The 19,295-nt window shown below is 71.4% G+C and carries 14 protein-coding genes; 6 read left to right on the top strand and 8 right to left on the bottom strand.

Translation table 11 applies throughout. The annotated features are described in order from the left end of the window. Positions 1–17: 17 nt before the first annotated feature. The 4 genes from LL648_RS05770 to LL648_RS05755 all read left to right on the top strand — a co-directional run bounded on the left by LL648_RS05770 (position 18) and on the right by LL648_RS05755 (position 5,420). Entirely contained in the window at positions 18–719 is a 702-nt protein-coding gene (locus LL648_RS05770; RefSeq protein WP_232661352.1) for an IniB N-terminal domain-containing protein, read from the top strand. 360 nt (positions 720–1,079) lie between these two features. Beyond that, positions 1,080–1,904 (top strand): IniB N-terminal domain-containing protein, encoded by an 825-nt coding sequence (locus LL648_RS05765; RefSeq protein ID WP_232661351.1) that lies wholly within the window; start codon positions 1,080–1,082, stop codon positions 1,902–1,904. A gap of 196 nt (positions 1,905–2,100) precedes the next feature. Beyond that, positions 2,101–3,933, top strand: a complete 1,833-nt coding sequence (locus LL648_RS05760; RefSeq protein WP_232661350.1) for a dynamin family protein — start codon at positions 2,101–2,103, stop codon at positions 3,931–3,933. Then, a complete protein-coding gene (locus tag LL648_RS05755) occupies positions 3,930–5,420 on the top strand; it encodes a dynamin family protein (protein ID WP_232661349.1) in 1,491 nt (496 codons plus the stop codon). The genes LL648_RS05760 and LL648_RS05755 overlap by 4 nt, the downstream gene beginning before the upstream one ends. A gap of 79 nt (positions 5,421–5,499) precedes the next feature. On the opposite strand, the gene LL648_RS45030 is transcribed toward LL648_RS05755, so the two are convergent. After that, on the bottom strand, positions 5,500–8,124 hold the full coding sequence (locus LL648_RS45030; RefSeq protein ID WP_232661348.1) for a helix-turn-helix transcriptional regulator: 2,625 nt from the start codon (positions 8,122–8,124) through the stop codon (positions 5,500–5,502). 135 nt (positions 8,125–8,259) lie between these two features. Next, complete coding sequence (locus LL648_RS05745; protein ID WP_232661347.1) at positions 8,260–9,327, bottom strand: peptidoglycan recognition protein family protein; 1,068 nt, start codon at positions 9,325–9,327, stop codon at positions 8,260–8,262. Between the two features lie 223 nt (positions 9,328–9,550). Here LL648_RS05745 and LL648_RS05740 point away from each other — a divergent pair, with 223 nt between their 5' ends. Further along, the gene (locus tag LL648_RS05740) at positions 9,551–11,395 is read left to right on the top strand and encodes an acyl-CoA dehydrogenase (RefSeq protein ID WP_232661346.1); all 1,845 of its coding nucleotides are present in this window, start codon (positions 9,551–9,553) and stop codon (positions 11,393–11,395) included. A 63-nt stretch (positions 11,396–11,458) separates the two neighbouring features. Here LL648_RS05740 and LL648_RS05735 read toward each other — a convergent pair whose 3' ends face one another. The 4 genes from LL648_RS05735 to LL648_RS05720 form a co-directional block, all read right to left on the bottom strand. Beyond that, positions 11,459–11,884, bottom strand: a complete 426-nt coding sequence (locus tag LL648_RS05735) for a CBS domain-containing protein (RefSeq protein WP_232661345.1) — start codon at positions 11,882–11,884, stop codon at positions 11,459–11,461. A gap of 105 nt (positions 11,885–11,989) precedes the next feature. Next, entirely contained in the window at positions 11,990–14,689 is a 2,700-nt protein-coding gene (locus LL648_RS05730) for a VanW family protein (RefSeq protein WP_232661344.1), read from the bottom strand. A 51-nt stretch (positions 14,690–14,740) separates the two neighbouring features. Beyond that, positions 14,741–15,058 carry a GroES family chaperonin gene (locus LL648_RS05725; protein ID WP_232661343.1) on the bottom strand — a complete coding sequence of 106 codons (318 nt, stop codon included), beginning with the start codon at positions 15,056–15,058 and terminating at the stop codon, positions 14,741–14,743. Positions 15,059–15,248: 190 nt separating this feature from the next. Further along, positions 15,249–16,439 carry an ATP-binding protein gene (locus LL648_RS05720; protein WP_232661342.1) on the bottom strand — a complete coding sequence of 397 codons (1,191 nt, stop codon included), beginning with the start codon at positions 16,437–16,439 and terminating at the stop codon, positions 15,249–15,251. A 364-nt stretch (positions 16,440–16,803) separates the two neighbouring features. On the opposite strand from LL648_RS05720, the gene LL648_RS05715 reads away from it, so the two are divergent. Beyond that, complete coding sequence (locus LL648_RS05715; protein WP_232661341.1) at positions 16,804–17,286, top strand: hypothetical protein; 483 nt, start codon at positions 16,804–16,806, stop codon at positions 17,284–17,286. 118 nt (positions 17,287–17,404) lie between these two features. Here the strand turns inward: LL648_RS05715 and LL648_RS05710 are convergent, their stop codons facing one another. Beyond that, positions 17,405–17,884 (bottom strand): FxsA family protein, encoded by a 480-nt coding sequence (locus tag LL648_RS05710; RefSeq protein WP_232661340.1) that lies wholly within the window; start codon positions 17,882–17,884, stop codon positions 17,405–17,407. 57 nt (positions 17,885–17,941) lie between these two features. Next, positions 17,942–19,279 carry a dihydrolipoamide acetyltransferase family protein gene (locus LL648_RS05705; RefSeq protein WP_232661339.1) on the bottom strand — a complete coding sequence of 446 codons (1,338 nt, stop codon included), beginning with the start codon at positions 19,277–19,279 and terminating at the stop codon, positions 17,942–17,944. Positions 19,280–19,295 lie beyond the last annotated feature (16 nt).

Here is a 19,295-nt window from a genome sequence, read left to right as displayed (position 1 = left end):
GACCGGAGACGATCACCATGGCCGAGACGCTGTCGCTGATGGAGTTCCTGCGCGCGCTGTCGAGCGACGACGCGCTGCGCACCGACTTCGCCGCCGACCCGACGGCCACCCTGAGCAGGCACGGCCTCGACGGGCTCAGCCCCGACGACGTGCACGACGCGCTGGTGCTGATCGAGGACACCCAGACGGCGAGCTTCGACCTCGACTACGGCGCCGCCGGGACGCACGGCGTGCCGCCGCCGCCCGGACCTGTGCACGGCGACCCCCACGAGGCCGCCGTCGAGTACCTCACCCGGTACGTGTCCAGCGCGGGAATCGCGCAGCCCGACCCGTTCGGCGCCGACCCCTATGGGGACGACGGGGGCTTCGTCGATCAGCTGGTCGACGTCGACGGGCCGGGCTTCGACGGCGCGGCGCACCAGCCGCCCGTCACGGACTTCGGCAGCGGCAACAGCCCTGGCGCCGGCTCGGGCAACGGCTCGGGCAACAGCTCGACGTTCGGTCACGGCGACGGGGACGATCCCGCATTCCGCTCCGATCTCGACGATGCCGACCCTTGGGTCGACCGAGCCGACGGAATCGCCCTCGACGGCGGGTTCGAGGAGCGGGGGATCGAGGAGGGTGGCCCGGACGACGGCAGCGCGGTCGACCCGCTGGCCGGGAGCCCGGCCCCGGAGGTCCCGGCACACCACGACGACACGGCGTTCGGCGACGCCTGAGCGATTCCCCGTCTCTATTCCAAGCTTTTGCGCGCCCATCGGTTCTCGGTGGGCGCGTTTTCGTGTGCCCCCAGCACCCGACCCACGACACGACCCGCCCTGACCTGCGATCACCCGGTCGTGTGCAGATCCCCCGATGACATTCCGGGCTCCCCCGCAATCCCCCACGGATCCCCGGATCAGGGGGTGGGCCCCCACCCCCGATCCCCCTAGCATTCGCCTTCTGCGTACCCCACCGGGCCCGGGTCAGGACTCTGGACGATCCCCGATGGCCCGGGCGGCCGATCTCCATAGATTTCTCATCAACGCCGGGCCGCCCGGTGGCCCGAACAGAACACCGACTCTGGGAGATGACCCGCGATGACCGCGTCGACCTCGCTGATCGAAATGCTGCTGAACCTCTTCCGCGACCCGAACGCGCTCGCTGCGTTCAAGGACGACCCGGAGGGTTTCCTCGCATCGTGCGGCAACCCCGGCCCGGAGGACATCCAGGACGCGCTCGTGCTGCTCCAGGACAACGACACCAACACCGGTGGCAACCACATCCACGTCCCGCCGCCGCCGCCCGCGCCGCGCCCGCACCCGGGTGAGTCCGACCACGAGGCCGGTGTCCGCTACCTCACGACGTACATCAACAACAACTACATCGACGACCGCGACACCATCGTCGACAACTCGATCAACCAGAACATCGACAACCGCGGTGGCGAGTTCGACCAGGACATCGACATCGACTCGAACGTCGTCTCCGGCGACGGCGCGGTCGGCGCCGGCGACGACATCAACGGTGACGTCATCACCGGCGACGGCAACGTGAACGGCGACGGCAACCAGGTCGTGAACGGCGACGGCGCCACCACCAGCTTCGGCAGCGGCGACGCGGTGAGCACCGAGATCGACGGCAACGTCAACGTCGACGACGGCAGCTCGTTCGCCGCCGGCGGCAACTCCTCGGCCACCACCACCGACAACAGCCTCAACAACGTCGGCAACGACAACAGCGACCACAGCCTGGACAACGTCGGCAACGACTACAGCCAGGTCGAGGTCCAGGACTCGTTCAACAACGAGACCGACAACAGCATCAACGACTCCGGCAACACCTCGACGGACAGCTCGACGCAGGACTCGTTCAACACGCAGGTCGAGACCACGGACAACAGCTCGGAGCACGTCGACCTCTGAGTGATCACGGTCCCGGAGGGCCGCCCGGTCGGCCGGGAGTAGCCTTCCGGGTGATGCGACCGCCGGCCCCGCCACACATTGGGTGACCCCCGTGTGGCGGGGCCGGCGTCGTCGTATGTGATGGCAGGCGTAGGACATGGACGAGCAACAGACGTGACGCGCCCGCAGAAGCGGGCATGAGGGAGGCGGGCACGCCGTGGCAGTTCCGGCAGCGGTCGACCTCGTCGACCTCGCCCTCAAGGCGACAACGGCGTATGAGCGCCCCGATCTCGGCGCCCGCTTGCTGCAGACGCGCAAGCGGCTCGCCGACCCCGACGTTCGGGTCCTGATCGTCGGTGAGTTCAAGCAAGGCAAGAGCCAGCTGGTGAACGCGCTGGTCAATGCGCCGGTGTGCCCGGTCGACGACGACGTGGCGACGGCGGTCCCGACGGTCGTCAAGCATGCGGAGACGACGTCGGTCACCCTGATCAGGGACAAGGGCGACGACTCGAAGCCCGAGCGCATCGACGTCCCGGTCGGCAAGCTCGCGGAGTACGTCTCCGAGGCCGGCAACCCCGGCAACAAGGCGCTGATCACCTACGCCGAGGTGGGGATCCCGCGCAAGCTGCTCTCCGGCGGCCTGGTGCTCGTCGACACCCCCGGTGTCGGTGGGCTGGGTTCGGCGCACGGCGCCGCCACGATGTCGGCGCTGCCCAGCGCCGACGCCGTGCTGCTCGTCTCCGACGCGGCGCAGGAGTACACCCGCCCCGAGTTGGAGTTCCTCGAAGCGGCCATGAAGCTCTGCCCCAACGTCGCGTGCGTGATCACCAAGACCGATCTGTACCCGCACTGGCGGCGGATCGTCGAGCTGGACAAGGGGCACCTCGAGAAGGCCGGCTTCGACGCCGAGATCTTCCCGGTGTCGTCGGTGCTGCGGCTGCACGCCGCGAAGACCGAGGACTCCGAGCTGATGGACGAGTCGGGCTTCCGCGAGCTGGTGAACTTCCTGCTGCGCCGGGTCGTCGCCAGGTCCGACGACCTCGACCGCCGCTCCACCAGCCACGACGTGCTCTCCATCGCCGACCAGCTGGCCGCGGGGATGCGCGCCGAGCTGGCGGTGCAGGAGAACCCGGAACGCATGCAGGACATGGTCGAGGAGCTCACCCGGGCGAAGGCGCGCGCCGACGACCTCAAGGAGCGCTCGTCACGCTGGCAGATCACGCTCAACGACGGCGTGCAGGACCTGCAGTCCGACATCGACTACGACCTGCGCGACCGGCTGCGCTCGATCCAGCGCGAGGCCGAGCAGCTGATCGACGACGCCGACCCCGCCGAGATCTGGGAACAGTTCTCCGAGTGGTTCCACCAGCAGGTCTCCTCCGCGGCATCGGCGAACTTCGTGTGGGCGGCGGAGCGTGCGCGCTGGCTCGCGACGCAGGTGGCCGAGCTGTTCGCCGAGGGTGCCGAGGTGGCGCTGCCCGACCTGAAGTTCGACGACGAGGGCATGGCGAAGAAGGTCGACCCGCTCGAGCAGCCGGAATCGGAGAAGTTCAGCATCGGGGGCAAGCTCTTCAGCGGTATGCGCGGTGGTTACGGCGGCATGCTGATGATCGGCATGGCGACGACCGTCGCCGGCCTCGGCATGCTCAACCCGCTCTCGATCGGCGCCGGTGTGCTCTTCGGTGGCAAGCAGATCCGCGACGAGAAGAAGCGCCTGCTCCAGAAGCGGCAGAACGACAGCAAGATGGCCGTGCGCCGGCACATCGACGAGGTCACGTTCCAGGTGGGGAAGGATTCCCGCGACATGCTCAGGCGCACCCAACGCCAGCTGCGCGACCATTTCAGCGCGCTCGCCGAGGAGGTGAGCACGTCGCTCGCGAGCTCCGTCCTGCAGGCGCAGAACGCGGTGAAGACCACGACGACCGACCGCGAGAAGCGCATCCGCGACCTCAAGGCCGAGATCGGCCGCATCGAGGGGCTCGCGACGCGGGCGAAGGCGCTCGTCGAGGGGCAGCAGGCCGCGGCCGTCGGATCGGGCAAGTCGCTGTGAGCGTCCAGACCCCGCCCCCCGCGCTCGGCGCCGTCGTCCGGGCCCTGCTGCGGCGCACCATCGACGCCTACCAGGACAGCCCGCAGGCCTCCGGCTGGCTGCGGCACAACCTCGCCCGGTTCGACGAGCCGCTGCGCGTCGCCATCGCGGGCAAGGTGAAGGCGGGCAAGTCGACGCTGCTCAACGCGCTCGTCGGCGAGGAGATCGCGCCGACCGACGCGGGCGAGTGCACCCGGATCGTCACCTGGTACCAGGACGCCCAGGTGCCCAAGGTGATGATGTTTCCGCGCAGCTCGCCGCCGAAGCAGCTGACGATCAGCCGCAGCGGCGGCGCGCTCTCGTTCGACCTGCAGGGCATGCCGGTCGAGGACGTCGACAAGCTCGAGGTGCAGTGGCCGTCGCAGAGCCTGCGCACCACCACGCTGATCGACACCCCCGGTATCGCATCGCTGTCGAAGGACACGTCGTCGCGTGCGGGCGCTTTCCTCGCCCCTGACGACTCGCCGAGCCAGGCCGACGCCGTCATCTACCTGATGCGCCACCTGCACGCCACCGACGTGCACTTCCTCGAGTCGTTCTACGACCAGGGCGTCGCGCGGGCCACGCCGATCAACACGATCGCCGTGCTCTCGCGCGCCGACGAGATCGGGGTCGGCAGGCTCGACGCGCTCAGCTCGGCCCGGCGGATCGCGCGCCGCTACCGGGCCGACGACAAGATCCGCAGCCTGTGCCAGACCGTTGTCGCCGTGGCCGGGCTGCTCGCCCAGACCGGGCGCACGATGCGCCAGCACGAGTTCACGGCGCTCAGCGCGCTCGCCCAGCTGCCGCGGGCCGACATCGACGGGATGCTGCTCTCTGTCGACCGGTTCTCCCGCACCGAGCTGGACGTCCCCGATTCGGAGACCAGGGCGAAGCTCATGGACCGGTTCGGGCTGTTCGGGGTGCGGTTGGGCACCACGCTGATCAGGCAGGGCATGAACGACCCCAGCCAGATCTCGAACGAGCTGGTCAAGCGCAGCGGTCTCGACGAGCTGCGTTCGGTGCTCGCCACGCAGTTCACCGAGCGCCGCGACCTGCTGAAGGCGCGGTCCGCGCTGCTCGCGATCGACCTCGTGCTGACCAGGGAGCCGCGGCCCGACACGGCGCCGCTCGCCGCCGAGGTCGAGCGGATCTTCGCGGGGGCGCACGAGTTCGCCGAGCTGCGCCTGCTCTCGACGCTGCGCTCCGGCACCGTCAAGCTGCCGGTCGAGGCGCTGCGGGAGGCGGAGACGCTGCTCGGTGGCGACGGCGGCTCGGCGGCCGCGCGGCTGGGTCTCGAACCGACGGCCGGCTACGAGGAGCTGCGTGCCGCGGCGCTCGACGCCGTCACCCGCTGGCAGCGCAGGGCGGAGAGCCCGATGTCCAGCCGTGCCGTCTCCGACGTCGCCCGGCTCGTCGTGCGCAGCTGCGAGGGCATGCTCGCCGGGCTGGGCGTCCGCAGCCAGTAACCGAAACTTCCCCACCGTTTTGCCAACCTGCACACCCTTTTGGGTGTGTAAGTAGGCAAAACGGTGGGGGAGTTCGGCGCTAGTCGGGGCTCGTGCGGACGATCTGACGCAGGTGCGCGAACAGCTCGCCGCGGCTGCCGGAGCCGAGGCGTTGGCGCATGCGTGCGACGTGGTGCTCCACCGTCTTCGCTGAGATGAAGAGCTGCTCGCCGATCTGCTTGTAGGTGAGCCCCTCCAGCACGAGTGCGGCCACCTCGCGCTCGCGGTCGCTCAGCGGGCCGTCCGACGCCTCGTCGTTCGCGGGGGTCGTCGTTTCGGTCTCCGGCGCCGGGGCGGCCGGCGTCACGGGGATCCCGGTCGGGTCGGTGTTCTCGCCGGTCGGGTCGGCGGCCGTCGCGCGGACGGGCGGGCCCGCGCTCTGCAGCGCACGCGCGCAGCCGAGCAGGGTGGTCATCGCCTTGCGGTCGCGGGTGCGGATGGCGGCCTGGCCCGCGAGCTTCCCGCCCTCCCAGGAGAGCCCGACGGCGTGCAGGCCACGCGCCGCCGTCTCGACGCCGGCCGCGTCGACGTCCGCGTCGAGCAGCCGGACCCAGTGCGGCGCGGCGGCCGCCATCGCGGCGGCGTAGCGGCTCGCCGACGCCGTGCGTTCCAGCGCGGCGGCGTGCTCCGCGGCCTCCGCCCGCTCCTCGGTCAGGATCGCGGCGTGCAGCGCCGACCAGTGCAGCGGCGCCGCCCACAGCGCCGGGTCGCCCAGCCGGGCGAGCAGCGCGGCCGCCTCGTCGAGGTGCGGACGGACCCAGCTCGACTCGCGCAGCCGGGTCGCGGCCATCGACAGCTCGCCGAGCTGCTGCAGCACGAACAGGTCGACGGGATGGCGCACGATCGCCTCCCGCGCCCGTCCCCACGCCGGCATGAGCGCCGCGAGGTCGCCGGACCGGCGGGCGAGCGCGACTTCGAGCGCCGCGGCGAGGAACTCGTCACGCGGCTCCAGCTCCTGCCCGGCCGGGGCCGCGGACTGCAGGAGCGACCGCGCGGCCGGAGTGGCCCCGCGGAACAGCGCGATCCACCCGAGCAGCAGGCGGTGGCGCACTGCGGCCGACCGGCCGCCCAACCGCACCCTGATCGCGCGCTCCAGAACGGACTGCGCGACGTCCAGCTCCCCGCAGTGCACGGCGACGAGCGCGGCGAGCGCGGCCGGTGAGTCGGGGAGCAGCGCCGCACGCCGGCTCGATTCCAGCAACGCAGCGGCCCGGGTCAGCCCGGAGAGCGCTGCCGTCGGGGAGCCGGCCACCGAGTCGTACACGCCTTGGGCCATCAGCTCCTCGGCACCGGCGAGCAGCGTCGGAGGGCGCATCGAGCCCGGTGAGCCGGGCGGCCCCTTCAGAACGGTGCGGGCCTCGTCCAGGGCGCCGGTCCCGATCAGCGCCGGCACGGCGACAACAGCGCCGCTGCCCATCGTCTCGGCGCCCATCCAGCGGTACAGCTCGGCGCTGCGTTCGAGCATGCCGCGTCGGGCCAGCACCGCGGCGGCGACGGTGCCGGCCTGCAGCACGTCGGCGGCCGGCACCTGGTCGGGTGCCGACATCACGGCGTCGGCCTGTGTGAGCGCGAGGTCGAGCTCACCGTTCACGAGCGCGGCGTGCGCCCGGCGGGCCGCGAGGTCGAGCGACGGTGTGCCGGCCTCGACGGCGCCCGCGAAGAACTCGCCGGCCGACGACGAGCCGATCCGCAGGGCTTCGTCGCCCGCCGCGGCGAGCACGGTGGCGACCCGCGCCCCGGTGGCGTTGCCGGCGAGCAGACCACGCGCCGCGCTCATGACGTTGCCGCCGCGGCGCAGCTCCAGCTCGGCGAGCGCGCGGCGCTTCTCCGCCTGCGCCGCGAGCGACGTCCTGGCCAGCACCGCGGCCGAGACGAGCGGCACGGTGCTGCCGTCGGCCGTCAGCAGGCCGGCCGCCCGTGCGGCGTCGACGAGCTCGTCGAGCGCCGCTGCGCCCTCCGCCTCGGGCAGTTCGAGCAGGGGCACCAGCACTTCCGCTTCCAGCGGCGCCCCCAGCGCGCACGACAGCAGCAGAGAGCGCACGCCGGGCGGCTGGTCCTGCACCGCGTAACCGAGCTGGGTGAGCAGGCCGGCGGGCGGATGCGCGGGGTCGAACACCGGCGGCCGTCCCCGCTCAGCACCAACGCTCTGCTCGGCCAGCGCCGCGAGCAGCCGGTCGACGAGCAGCGGCATGCCGGCCGACTGCACGTGAACGGCCTCGACCAGCTCCTCCGACGCCGACGCGACGAACGCAGCGGCGCGGGCGGCCACCCCCGGGCGGTCCAGCACCGTGAGCACGACGGGCGGGCGAGCGGCACCGAGCGCCACCCCGAGCGCCGCCATCCCCGCCGGGCGCGGCCACGGCCGGTGTGCGACGACGAGGAACCCGCCAGGTGCCTCGGCGAATGCCGTCAGCCCGGCCAGCTCCGCAGGCGTGAGCAGGTGCGCATCGTCGACGAGCAGCGCCTCACCCTCCGCGAGTGCCGCTCCGTCTTCCGGCGGCTCGCGGCGCACCGTGACGCCGGCGCCGCGGAAGGCCTCGGCCAGCGCGTCGAGCAGCACGGACTTGCCGTAGCCGCTGGGTCCGACCACGTCGACCCGGCGCAGGGACTCCGGCGCGACGACGACGTCACGCACCAGCCTGCGGGCGGCAGGCGACCCCGTCACCGCCACCTCATGTCCGGCAGGTGCCCGTGTCGTCACGAATCGCGCCCCCTCCAGGTCTCGATGTGATGTCGATCGAGCCTCCAGCGAGAGTACCTACGGAGTGAAAAGGCCAAGCCAGGGCCTCTTCGAGCGGTCTCAGCGGGGTGGACCAACGGGATCCATCACGACCGCGATGGGCACGCCGTCGGTGCCGAGCAGCCGTTGCCACACGGCCGCGTCGACGGTGTCGGGGATGCTCTCGGCGCCGCGTTCCGCCGCCAGCACGAGCACGGCCTGCTCGGCCGCCCCACCCTCGCCCTTGTGCACGGTGCGGGCGAGCAGCGGCCACGACTCGCCGCCCAGCAGGCCGTTGATCTCCTCGGCCGCGGTGAGCTGCTGGAACCGGCGGACGGCGGCATCGGTGCCGGTGTCGAAGACTCCGCTCGGAGCGCCGTCGAGCAGGCCGACCGCGGCCAGCAGGTACTGCGCCGCGCCGACAACCGGCCCGCGGTCGCCCCTGCGCAGCAGCGGCCAGCTCGCGCGCTGCGTCTCCCATGCTTCGAGCCGCTGGCCGAGCATTCCGGCGACCTCGCCGCGCAGCCGCGGGATCATGCCGTAGAGCCGGTCGCCGGGGCACGCGGTGTTCTTGAAGTCGCGGTGTCCGTAGAGCTCCGTCGGCGGGATGCCGTACTGGGTGCAGAGGTAGGCGCACATCTCGCGCAGCCGGTTCCACAGCTGCGCCGGCGGGTCCTCCCCGACGTACGTCCCCTCGTTCTCGATACCGACCGCGACGACGTTCTGCCCGGTGCAGTGCGCGCCCTCGACCTGCTGACGGCCTCCGCGCAGCACCTCGAGGCTGCGGTGGCGCCCTTCGAGCACGAACCCGCCACGGCTGATCGTGAAGTGCTGTCCGCTGTCGAGCCACCCCCGGCCGTCCATGTGGAAGTTCTGGATCGCCCTCGCGAGCTGGTCGGCGGCGCCGCGGCCGAGGTCGGCGACGTTCGGGGTGGCCGTGTGGTGCACGAGGATCCGGACCGGTCGCTGGTTCCACACCGGCACCACGTCGGAGTTGGGCCGAGCGCCCCAGCCCGCGCAGTCGATGATCGGCGGCGAGCCGGACGCCCATGCCGCACCGGTTCCGAATGCACCGGTGAGCACGGCCGTCCCGGCCATCGCGGCGCCGCCCAGGAGCAGCCGGCGTCGTGACACCTCGTCTCGACCCACGCCTTGCCTCCGCGTTCCTTCACACCACTGAGCACATCCGCATCACTGGATAACTCCCGAACCATGCGGCACTCCACGGACCGTGCACAACCGGAGCGCTCGAAGGTGTGATCACCCGGTCGGGGCCTCTCGGTGACCGACCCGGCTTGTCCTGGTTACCGATGAGTAATACGCTTGGGTTACCGACGGGTAGGCCGTCAGCGTCAGTGAGAGGTGGAGGGGCATGGGCCACTTCAGGAGCAACCTGCGCGACATCGAGTTCAACCTCTTCGAGGTGTTCCGCGTGCAGGACCGGATGGGCAAAGCCCCGTTCGACGAGGTCGACGTCGAGACCGCGCGCGACACGCTCAAGGAGCTCAACAGCGTTGCCGTCGGGCCGCTCGCGGAGTCGTTCGTGGACGCCGACCGCAACCCGCCGGTCTTCGATCCCGCGACGCACTCGGTGACGCTCCCGCAGTCGCTGAAGGACGCGTACAAGGCGCTGTGGGACGGCGAGTGGTGGCGCCTCGGGCTGCCGACGGAGCTGGGCGGCTACGGCATCCCGCCGACCGTGCAGTGGGCAGCGGCCGAGCTGATCCTGGGTTCCAACCCGGCAGCGTTCATGTACATGGCGGGCCCGAACTTCGCCGCCGTGATCAACAACCGCGGCACCGACGAGCAGCAGCGCTGGGCGCAGCTCATGATCGACCGTGGCTGGGGCGCCACGATGGTGCTGACCGAGCCCGATGCGGGCTCCGACGTCGGCGCCGGGCGCACCAAGGCCGTCCTCCAGGAGGACGGGACGTGGCACGTCGACGGCGTGAAGCGGTTCATCACCTCGGCCGAGCACGACCTGACCGAGAACATCATGCACCTGGTGCTGGCCCGGCCAGAGGGCCCGGGAATCACGCCGCGGCCCGGCACGAAGGGCCTCTCGCTGTTCCTCGTGCCGAAGTTCCACTTCGACCCCGAGACCGGCGAGCCGGGCGCGCGCAACGGCGCATTCGTCACCAACGTCGAGCACAAGATGGGCCTCAAGGCCTCCACGACGTGCGAGCTGACGTTCGGCCAGCACGGGACGCCCGCGGTCGGGTGGCTGCTGGGTGAGGTGCACGACGGCATCGCGCAAATGTTCGACGTGATCGAGTACGCCCGCATGATGGTCGGCACGAAGGCCATCGGGACACTCTCGGCCGGTTACCTGGCCGCGCTCGACTACGCGAAGGAGCGGGTGCAGGGCGCCGACCTGCCCAAGATGCTCGACAAGACGGCTCCGCGCGTCACGATCATGCACCACCCCGACGTGCGCAGACTGCTGATGCTGCAGAAGTCGTACGCGGAGGGCCTGCGCGCCGTCTACTCCTACACAGCGACCTTCCAGGACCAGATCCGCGCAGGTCAGGCGGCCGGCGAGGACGTCACGACCGCGGAGCGCGTGAACGACCTGCTGCTGCCGATCGTCAAGGGGGTCGGCTCCGAGCGGGCTTCTGAGCAGCTCCTGCTCTCGCTGCAGACCCTCGGCGGCTCCGGCTACCTGCAGGACTACCCGATCGAGCAGTACATCCGCGACGCGAAGATCGACTCGCTGTACGAGGGCACCACAGCGATCCAGTCGCTCGACCTCCTGTTCCGGAAGATCGTCCGCGACAACGGGCAGGCGCTCGGGCACGTCGCCGGCGAGATCCAGGCGTTCCTCGACGCCGAGAGCGGCAACGGGCGGCTCAAGGAGGAGCGGGCGCTGCTCGCCACCGCGCTCGCCGACGTCCAGGGCATGCTGGGATCGCTCACCGGGTTCCTGATGGCCTCCGTGGAGGACCCGTCGAGCATCTACAAGGTCGGCCAGCACAGCGTCCGGCTGCTGATGGCCGTCGGCGACCTGCTGATCGGCTGGTTGCTGCTGCGCCAGGCGGAGGTCGCGCTGACGGCGCTCGGCGGCGAGGTCTCCGCCAAGGACACGGCGTTCTACGAGGGCAAGGTCGGCTCGGCCCGGTTCTTCGCCCGCACGATCCTCCCGCAGCTCACGGCCCAACGCGCGATCATCGAGCAGGCCGACAACTCGCTGATGGAGCTCCCGGAAGCCGCGTTCTGAGATAGGCGCACACGACACCGCCGTCCACTCCCTGGAGTGGACGGCGGTGTCGTTTTCGATCAGCTACCCCGCGATGTAGGACTGCAGCTGCTCGCGCTCGGACTCCAGCAGGTCGATGCGCGCCTTGACGAGGTCGCCGATGCTGACGATCCCGGCGAGCTCCCCGTCGACGACGACCGGGAGGTGCCGGAACCGGCCGGCGGTCATGACCTTGGCGAGATCCGCGACGTCGTCGCCCGGACCGCACGTCGTGACCTCGGCGGTCATGATGTCGGAGACCACCGCCCCGAGCAGCTCGGCGCCGCCCGCGTGCAGCCTCCTGACGATGTCGCGCTCGGAGACGATGCCGATCAGCTTGCCTTCCGCCACCACCGGCAGCGCTCCGACGTTGTGCGTCGCCAGCACCCCGATCAGTTCCGCCACCGTTGCCGACGGCTCCACCGTCGCCACGTCGCTGCCCTTGTTGCGCAGAACATCCGCGATCCGCATGACCGCCCCCGATCCCTGTCGCCGTTGAAGCATCGAGAGTACGAAGTGTGACCTGGATCGCGGAAGACCTGCGCCCACGTAAGGGCTATAACGGACGTGGGTGTTTCATCCCCCGCAAATCACCTTGGGCGACGGGTTGTACCGGACGGTCCGCTCCTCGGTCCGCACCTGGCCCGTGCTGATCTCGCGCAGCGTGCGGGTGTCGGTCACCGTGAAGCCGGGCGCGCCTTCGCTCGTGCTGCACGGCTCCCCTTCGGGGATCGTGACGGTGTTGGGGTCGGTCGGATCGTGCCGCGGGCCGGTTGTTCCCGTGACCTCGTACCGCTTCGTCCCGTAGATCCGGATGGTGAGCGAGGTCGGCGTCCAGACCGTCTGGATCATGACGCCGGTCGGGTTGTCGTTGCGGAACTTCAGGTCGATGAGGTCGTCGAACACGGTGGCTTCGCGACCGGCCGGGTAGCGGCTGATGTAGAAGCTGTGCTCCTTGTGCTCGACGTTGACCATCCCGGCCAGGTACGACGCGTTGTAGAGGGTGGTCGCCACCTGGGAGACACCGCCGCCGATGCCGCGCGACGGGTGCCCCTCGGAGATGATCCCGGCCTCGACGTAGCCGTTGGCCGCGTTGCGCGGGTTGGTCACCGCGTTGAGGCTGAACGTCTCGCCCGGCTGGACGATCTTCCCGTTGATCTGCTCGGCGGCCCGCTTGATGTTGCGGCCGGAGTCGGCGGCGAACCCTCCCGTGGTGAACTCGCCGATGACGCCGGTGATCCCGAGCGCGTTCAGCTCCTCGGTGGTCAGCTCGGCGGGCTGCTCCGCGTACACCGCCATGATCTGGCGGGGCGTCGGCGCGCTCAGCACGGGGATCAACAGCTTCGCCGTCGCCTCGTAGTCGACGCCGCGTCCGTCCTGCGACGGCACGACAACCGGCGCGCCCGTCGAGAAGTCGAGCGAGGCATCCCTGCCCGCCTGCTCGGACGCGGACAGCGCCGGCGACAGAGCCTCTTCGAGCAGGGTGGGGTTCAGCTCGGCGACGAGGCCACCCGCCGGATCCGGCCGGAAGCTCAACGCCCCGGCGATCACGGTGGGGGTCAGCGAGCCCTTGGTGTCCTTCTCGCCCACGACCGTCACCGAAGCCGCGACGGCGGGCTTCGCGACCCGGTCGATCGCGGCCGTGACGTCGGCGATGCTCGTCGTCGGCTCCAGCACGACGAGCGGCAGCGCGACCGGACCGCCGTCGACCCAGTGGTCGCGCAGCACGACCCCGGCAGCGGGGATGTCCAGCTGCTGGCCCGCTACCGGGTCGATCTCCTGGGGAATCGTGCCGGCGAACTTCACCGAGCCCTCGACCGGTGCCTTCGCGACGATCGGCTCCAGCTCGCCGAGCGCGCCGTTGAGCGCCTCCTCGTCGGCGGTGGTGACGACCCCGACCGGGCGTTCGGTGAAGAACGAGGTGATGCGTGTGATCGGGTTGAGCGGCTGCGCGCTCGCCTCGGCCATCGTGGCCGCCCAGTCGACGGTCAGCCCGGTGCGGGCCGGGTCGAGCTCGGCGGTCGCCTCACCGACCGCGACGGCGATCGGCTGCGTCGTCCGCGGCTCGACCTCGGCACGCAGCTGCCGCTCGGCCTCGTTCGTGTTCAGGCCACCGAGCGCGACCCCCGCGACCGTCACACCGCGCGGCACGGATCCGGATCCGAGCAGCAGGTCGGCCCCGTAGCCGACGACGAGCGCGGCGAGCACCCCGCCGACGACGAGCAGCGAACGCTTGAGCCGGCGCGGGCGCTGGGCGCCGCCACCCTCGTCGCCGCCACCACCACCGCCACCACCGCCGGGCGGACGACCGACCGGCGGGTCCTGCGGCGGCGCCTCGCGAGGGGCGACCATCGTGGGCTGCTCGCGCATCTGGATGCGTTCGGTCGGCGGATCCGCCGGTCCGGGCCGCGATGAAGGCGAATGCGGTGCGGTCGAATGGGCCACGGCCGACGTCGCCGCGGCGGGTTTGGGCCCAGGCGGGTTGGCGGGCGACGGGCTGGGAGCGGCCGGCGGGCCCGCGGGGCTGCGCGGCAGCACCTGCGTCCGCTCGGCGTCGGAGCCGGCGAACCACGTCGAGCCTGTCGCGTTCGGCCCTGGCACCTTCTGCCCTGGCATCTTCTGCCCTGGCACCTTCTGCTCGGTGTTCCCGGGCTGCGGACGGGACTTCGCGGCAGGTTTCGCCTGCTGGGCGGGCGCCGGCCGGGACTGCTGCTGCTCGCCGGCGGCCTTGGCGAGATCGAGGTGCTGGGTGGCCTGCGCGGAGGCAGCGGAGGCGACCGACGGCGCCATCGTCGTCGGGCTCTCATCGGCGACCGGCTGGCCCTGCCGGGGACGCGGCCGCGGTCGGGCCTGCTGGCCCGGCTGCTTCCCCGGCTGCTTCGTGGGCGCGCCGGCCGGCATCACGACGGTGGCCGGGATGGCGGGCGCCTTTCTGTTCGGCCCCTTTTCCGGGCTCTTTGCCGGGCCCTTCTGTGGGCCCTTCTGTGGGGCCTTCTCCGGGGCCATCTCTGGGGCCTCGTCCTGCGCGGTCTGCTCGGCGACGTCCTCGTTCGCCTGCTCGACCACCTCGGCGCCGGCGACGACGGGCGCGTCGGCGGCCGGTTTGTCGGCCGGCGCGACCGGGCCCGGTTCGACGGCTTCGGAATCGTGGGCGACCTGCGCCGCTACCTGTTCCGCGACCGTCTCACCCTCGGGCGGCGACTGCGTGGTCCCGTCAGCAGCTCCCTTGTCGGGCTGCGGTGTTGCCTCGCCGGGCGATGACTGCCGCTCGGGCATGAAGTCTGTTCCCCTCGAACCATCTTGCGCCGGGCCCTCCAGCCCGGCACGTCACAGGTACAGCCCCGTACCGTGTTCCGTTCGCTCGGTGGCGACCGCGTGCAGTTCTCGTTCCCTGAGCACCAGGTACGACTCCCCCTGCACGTCGACCTCGTACTGATCGTCCCTCGCGAACAGGACGCGGTCGCCGACCTTGACCGTGCGGACGTGGTTGCCCACGCCGAACACTTCACCCCATATCAGACGCTTGGCGACTTCAGCGGTTGCCGGGATCACGATCCCTGCGCTGCTACGGCGCTCTGCGCTGCCGTCCGCTTTCACCATCACACGGTCGTGCAGCATCTGAATCTCTAGCCTGGGGTCCTGCACCGGCCTGATGCTACGACCTGTCACGAATCGGCCGATGGCGCCCCGGCGACCGCCGGAAAGAGGAAGGCCCCACGGTGCTGCCAGGTCGGGGGTCCGACAGCACCGCGGGGCTGTAGTGGGAATCGGACTGGACGGGCATCACGTTACGTCTCTTACCGCGCCAAACCAGGTTCACTCGAACGGACCAGTATCAGGGTTGGGCGAGCAGATACCGGCCGAAGTGCGGCACCGTGAAGGCGATCTGACCACGCTGCGCTGAGAACACGAGGCCCTTCTTCATCAGGCTGTCGCGTGCGGGTGACAGCGACGACGCCCGTCGTTCGAGGTGGTCGGCGATGCCGGACGTCCCCACCGGCTCGTCCCTGCCCTCAGTGAGCTCGGCCATCGCACGCAGGTATTCCCGCTCGGCGGGCGTCGCACGCTCGAACCGCGAGCCGAAGAACCCGACGGCCAGCTCGGCCTCGGCCTCCGGGGCCGCCATCTTCACGTCCATCGCACCGATCGGGCTGCGCGGTGCCGCGTCCCACGCCGCCTTGCCGTACGCCTGCACGAAGTACGGGTAGCCGCTGGACGCCTCGAAAAGCGCGTCGAGTGCGTCGGAGTCGAACGAAGACTCCTCCCGCTGGGCCGGCGCGAGCAGCGCGAAGTCGGCGTCGGCGCGGTCGAGCGGGCCGATCCGGGAGTACTTGAAGAGCCGCTCCGAGTACGACTTCGAGGCCGAGAGCACCGCCGGCAGGTGCGGCAGGCCGGCACCGACGACAACCAGCGGCATCCGCGACTGGGAGAGCTCGTGGCACGCGGCGCAGAGCGCGGAGACGTCGTCGGGGCGCAGGTCCTGCATCTCGTCGATGAGGATCGCAACGCCCGTCTCCAGGTCGCCCGCGAGGCTCGCGACCTCGGTGAACAGCTCGACGAGGTCGATCTCGATGTCGCCGGAGTCGGCTCGACCGCTCTTGACCGGCGCGTCGATGCCCGGCTGCCACCGCTCGCGCAGCTTCGCGCCCTCGGGCGCGGACCGCATGGCGAACGCCTTGAGCACGCCGAGCACCTCGTCGACCCGTTCCGGGCTGGGATGGCGCACGGCGAGGTCGCGGATCGCGCGGTGCAACGCGGCCGAGAGCGGCCTGCGCAGGTCCGCCTCCGGGCGCGCCTCGATCTTGCCGGCGCCCCAGCCCGCCTTGACGGCCATCGACCGCAGCTCGCCCAGCAGCACCGTCTTGCCGACGCCTCGCAGGCCGGTGAGCACGAGGCTGCGCTCGGGCCGGCCACGGGCAACCCGCTCGAGCACGATCTCGAACGCGTCGACCTCGCGGTCGCGACCGGCGAGCTCGGGAGGGCGCTGACCTGCTCCAGGGGCGAACGGATTGCGCACAGGGTCCACGCATCGGACGGTATCGGCGTTTATTGCCGGAACCGTAGAACTCGCTAGCAAGCGCGATGGCGTGTCGTCGATCGGCTTGTATGCGCGTGTATGCGCCAGCCGCTAGAGATCGTTAGAGAACCCGATCGACGTCTCGGCGACTATATACGAACGAATGTTCGAGTCAAGCCGGGGGTCGGCGACGGCGTGTCGCGAGGCGGATCATGCCGCACCGCCCGTCACGTGCCGCTCCCGGCCCCATCGCCGAACGGTCGTAACACTGCCGGGCGTACGGCGAAAGACAAGCGTGGAGCCCCACACGCCGCGTGACGCCGCTGGCCCGGCAGGCACCCTGATGCGCAGTACTGATCGCGCTCGGCACGCTTTGCGTCGCGCACAGTCACTACTTGCGGTACTGGCCGTCGGGATCGCCGTGCTGGTCGGGTTCGTCGCGGCCGCCACCGTGCCGACCCCACCGCCCGGCCAGCCGACCGTCGAGGCCGAGCTGCTGGCGCCGTCGCCGGCCCCGGAGCTGGCGACCGTCGGCGCCGTCGTCCCGACGCCCGCGCGGTGGATCGCGGCAGACGGTCGGCTGCGGACTGCCCAGGTGTGGGCCGAGGCCGGGCTCGCCGAGGGCGACACGATCACGCTGGTGGTCGACGGCTCCGGCCGGCCGCTGACCCCGCAGCCGCGTTACGACGACCCCACCATCGTCGGGCTGATCGCGGCCTGCGCCACGGCGCTCACCTGCTGGGCGATGCTGGCCTTCATGGTCGCCGTCTGGCGCCGCAGGCTCGACGCGCTCGACGACGAGCAGTGGGAGTCGGGCTGGGCTGCGATCGAGCCGCAGTGGAGCGGCCGCTCCTGAACAGCGCCGACGCGTCCGCCCCAGACCGTGGTGGCCGGCCGGGATGTGTGCGTTCCGCACGCAAGGGCAGGAAAGTGGCTTTCCTGCCCTCCCCAACCGGCGCTGCCTCGGGGTGCGCTCAGGCCGGGCCCGAGTCGCGCTTCTGCACGACAACACCCTCGATCACGGGGTGCGCGGTGGAACGGTCGTCGGCGACGACGTCGCCCTCGACGATCGTCGCGCCCGAGCGGATCCGGGCGGTGCGCAGCTCAGGAGCACGCTCCTCCGCGGCCCGCACCAGCCGGCGCCGGACGATCGCACGCACCGGCGGGAGCAGGAGCAAGAGCCCGGCGAGGTCGGTGACCAGCCCCGGGACGAACAGCAGCACGCCGCTCGCGGCGACCAGCAGCCCGTCGGTGAGCTCGGCGTGGGCCACCTTCCGGTTCGACATCGCCTCGGCGATGGCCTGCGCCGCGCGGACGCCCTCCCGGCGCGCGAGCCACAGCCCGACAACCGATCCGCCGAGCAGCACCAGGAGCGTCCACCACAGACCGATCGTCGACCCGAGCGCTACGAGCGCGACGATCTCGACGACGAGGTACAGGAGAACGAACGGCATACATGTGTAACGCGCGAGATGCCGTTCGTGCTCCCGTCATCGGGTCACGACTCGGTGTCACCAGGTGAGCGCGAGTCCAGGATCCGTCAGCAGCTTCCCGACGTCGGAGAGGAAGATCGAGCCCTGCTCGCCGTCGACCAGCCGGTGGTCGAAGGAGAGCGAGAGCTGGCAGACCGTCCGGACCGCGAGCTCGCCGTCGACGACCCACGGTGTCTGCTTGATCGCGCCGACGGCCAGGATCGCGGCCTCACCGGGATTGAGGATCGGCGTGCCCGTGTCGACGCCGAACACCCCGATGTTCGTGATCGTGAACGTGCCGTTGGTGAGCTCCGCGGGCGCCGTCTTGCCGGCCCGCGCGGTGTCTGTGAGCTCCGAGAGCGCACCGGCGAGCTCCAGCAGGTTCAACGTGTCGGCATCGCGGATCTTCGGGACGATCAGCCCGCGCGGGGTCGCCGCAGCGATCCCCAGCTGGACGTGGTCGTAGTAGACGATCTCGCCTGCGGCCTCGTCCCACCGCGCGTTGATGTCGGGGGTGCGCGCAGCGGCGAGGCACACGGCCTTCGCCACGAACGCCAGCGGCGTCAGCTTGACGTCGCGGTACTCCCGCGTGGCCCGCAGGCGGTCGCGCAGCGCCATCGTCTCCGTCACGTCGACCGCGAGGAACTCGGTGACGTGCGGAGCGGTGAACGCGCTGCTCACCACGGCCGCCGCGGTGGCCTTGCGGACCCCGCGGATCGGCTCGCGCCGCTCGCCGCCGGACCGACCGACGGACGCCGCCGCGCGCTGTGGAGCGGCGGGGGCGGAGGTGTGCGCCTCGAGGTCGGCGCGGGTGATCACGCCGCCGGCACCGCTCCCGGTGACGGCACGCAGGTCGATCCCGAGGTCCTTGGCCAGCTTGCGCACCGGTGGCTTCGCGAGCGGGACCGCGTCGGACGGCGCGCCCGAGCCGTTGCCGTTCGTCGTGCTCGCTGCCGGGGCCGCGACGGGCTCGGGAGCCGGGGCGGGAGCAGCGGGCGTCGGCGGGGCCGCCTGCGGTGGCGCTGCCGATGCGCCGCGCCGGGCCCTGCGGGTGACCGAACCGGCCCGCGGGCCGTAGCCGACGAGGTTGGCGACGGCCTCGTCGTCGGCCGCAGGAGCAGCCGCATGAGCTGCAGTCGCCGCGGGCGCACCGGCCTCGGCGGTCTCGATGGCGATGATCGGGGTGCCGACGTCGACGGTCCGGCCGGTCTCGACGAGCAGCGCGTCGACCTTGCCCGCCCACGGCGAGGGCAGCTCGACCACGGCCTTCGCCGTCTCGATCTCCGCGAAGATCTGGTTGACCGTGACGGTGTCGCCGGGGCCGACGTGCCACGTGACGACCTCGGCCTCGGTGAGCCCCTCACCGACGTCGGGCATGGCGAACTCTCTACGC

Source organism: Pseudonocardia sp. TRM90224 (genome assembly GCF_021245725.1).
Taxonomy (GTDB): domain Bacteria; phylum Actinomycetota; class Actinomycetes; order Mycobacteriales; family Pseudonocardiaceae; genus Pseudonocardia.
Note: the sequence above shows the minus strand (reverse complement) of the source record. Positions and strands in the feature narration are given on the sequence as shown.

Coding starts and splice junctions, on each gene's coding strand:
- LL648_RS05770 (WP_232661352.1), top strand. CDS start 18: ATGGCCGAGACGCTGTCGCTGATGGAGTTCCTGCGCGCGCTGTCGAGC.
- LL648_RS05765 (WP_232661351.1), top strand. CDS start 1,080: ATGACCGCGTCGACCTCGCTGATCGAAATGCTGCTGAACCTCTTCCGC.
- LL648_RS05740 (WP_232661346.1), top strand. CDS start 9,551: ATGGGCCACTTCAGGAGCAACCTGCGCGACATCGAGTTCAACCTCTTC.
- LL648_RS05735 (WP_232661345.1), bottom strand. CDS start 11,884: ATGCGGATCGCGGATGTTCTGCGCAACAAGGGCAGCGACGTGGCGACG.
- LL648_RS05730 (WP_232661344.1), bottom strand. CDS start 14,689: ATGCCCGAGCGGCAGTCATCGCCCGGCGAGGCAACACCGCAGCCCGAC.
- LL648_RS05710 (WP_232661340.1), bottom strand. CDS start 17,884: ATGCCGTTCGTTCTCCTGTACCTCGTCGTCGAGATCGTCGCGCTCGTA.
- LL648_RS05705 (WP_232661339.1), bottom strand. CDS start 19,279: ATGCCCGACGTCGGTGAGGGGCTCACCGAGGCCGAGGTCGTCACGTGG.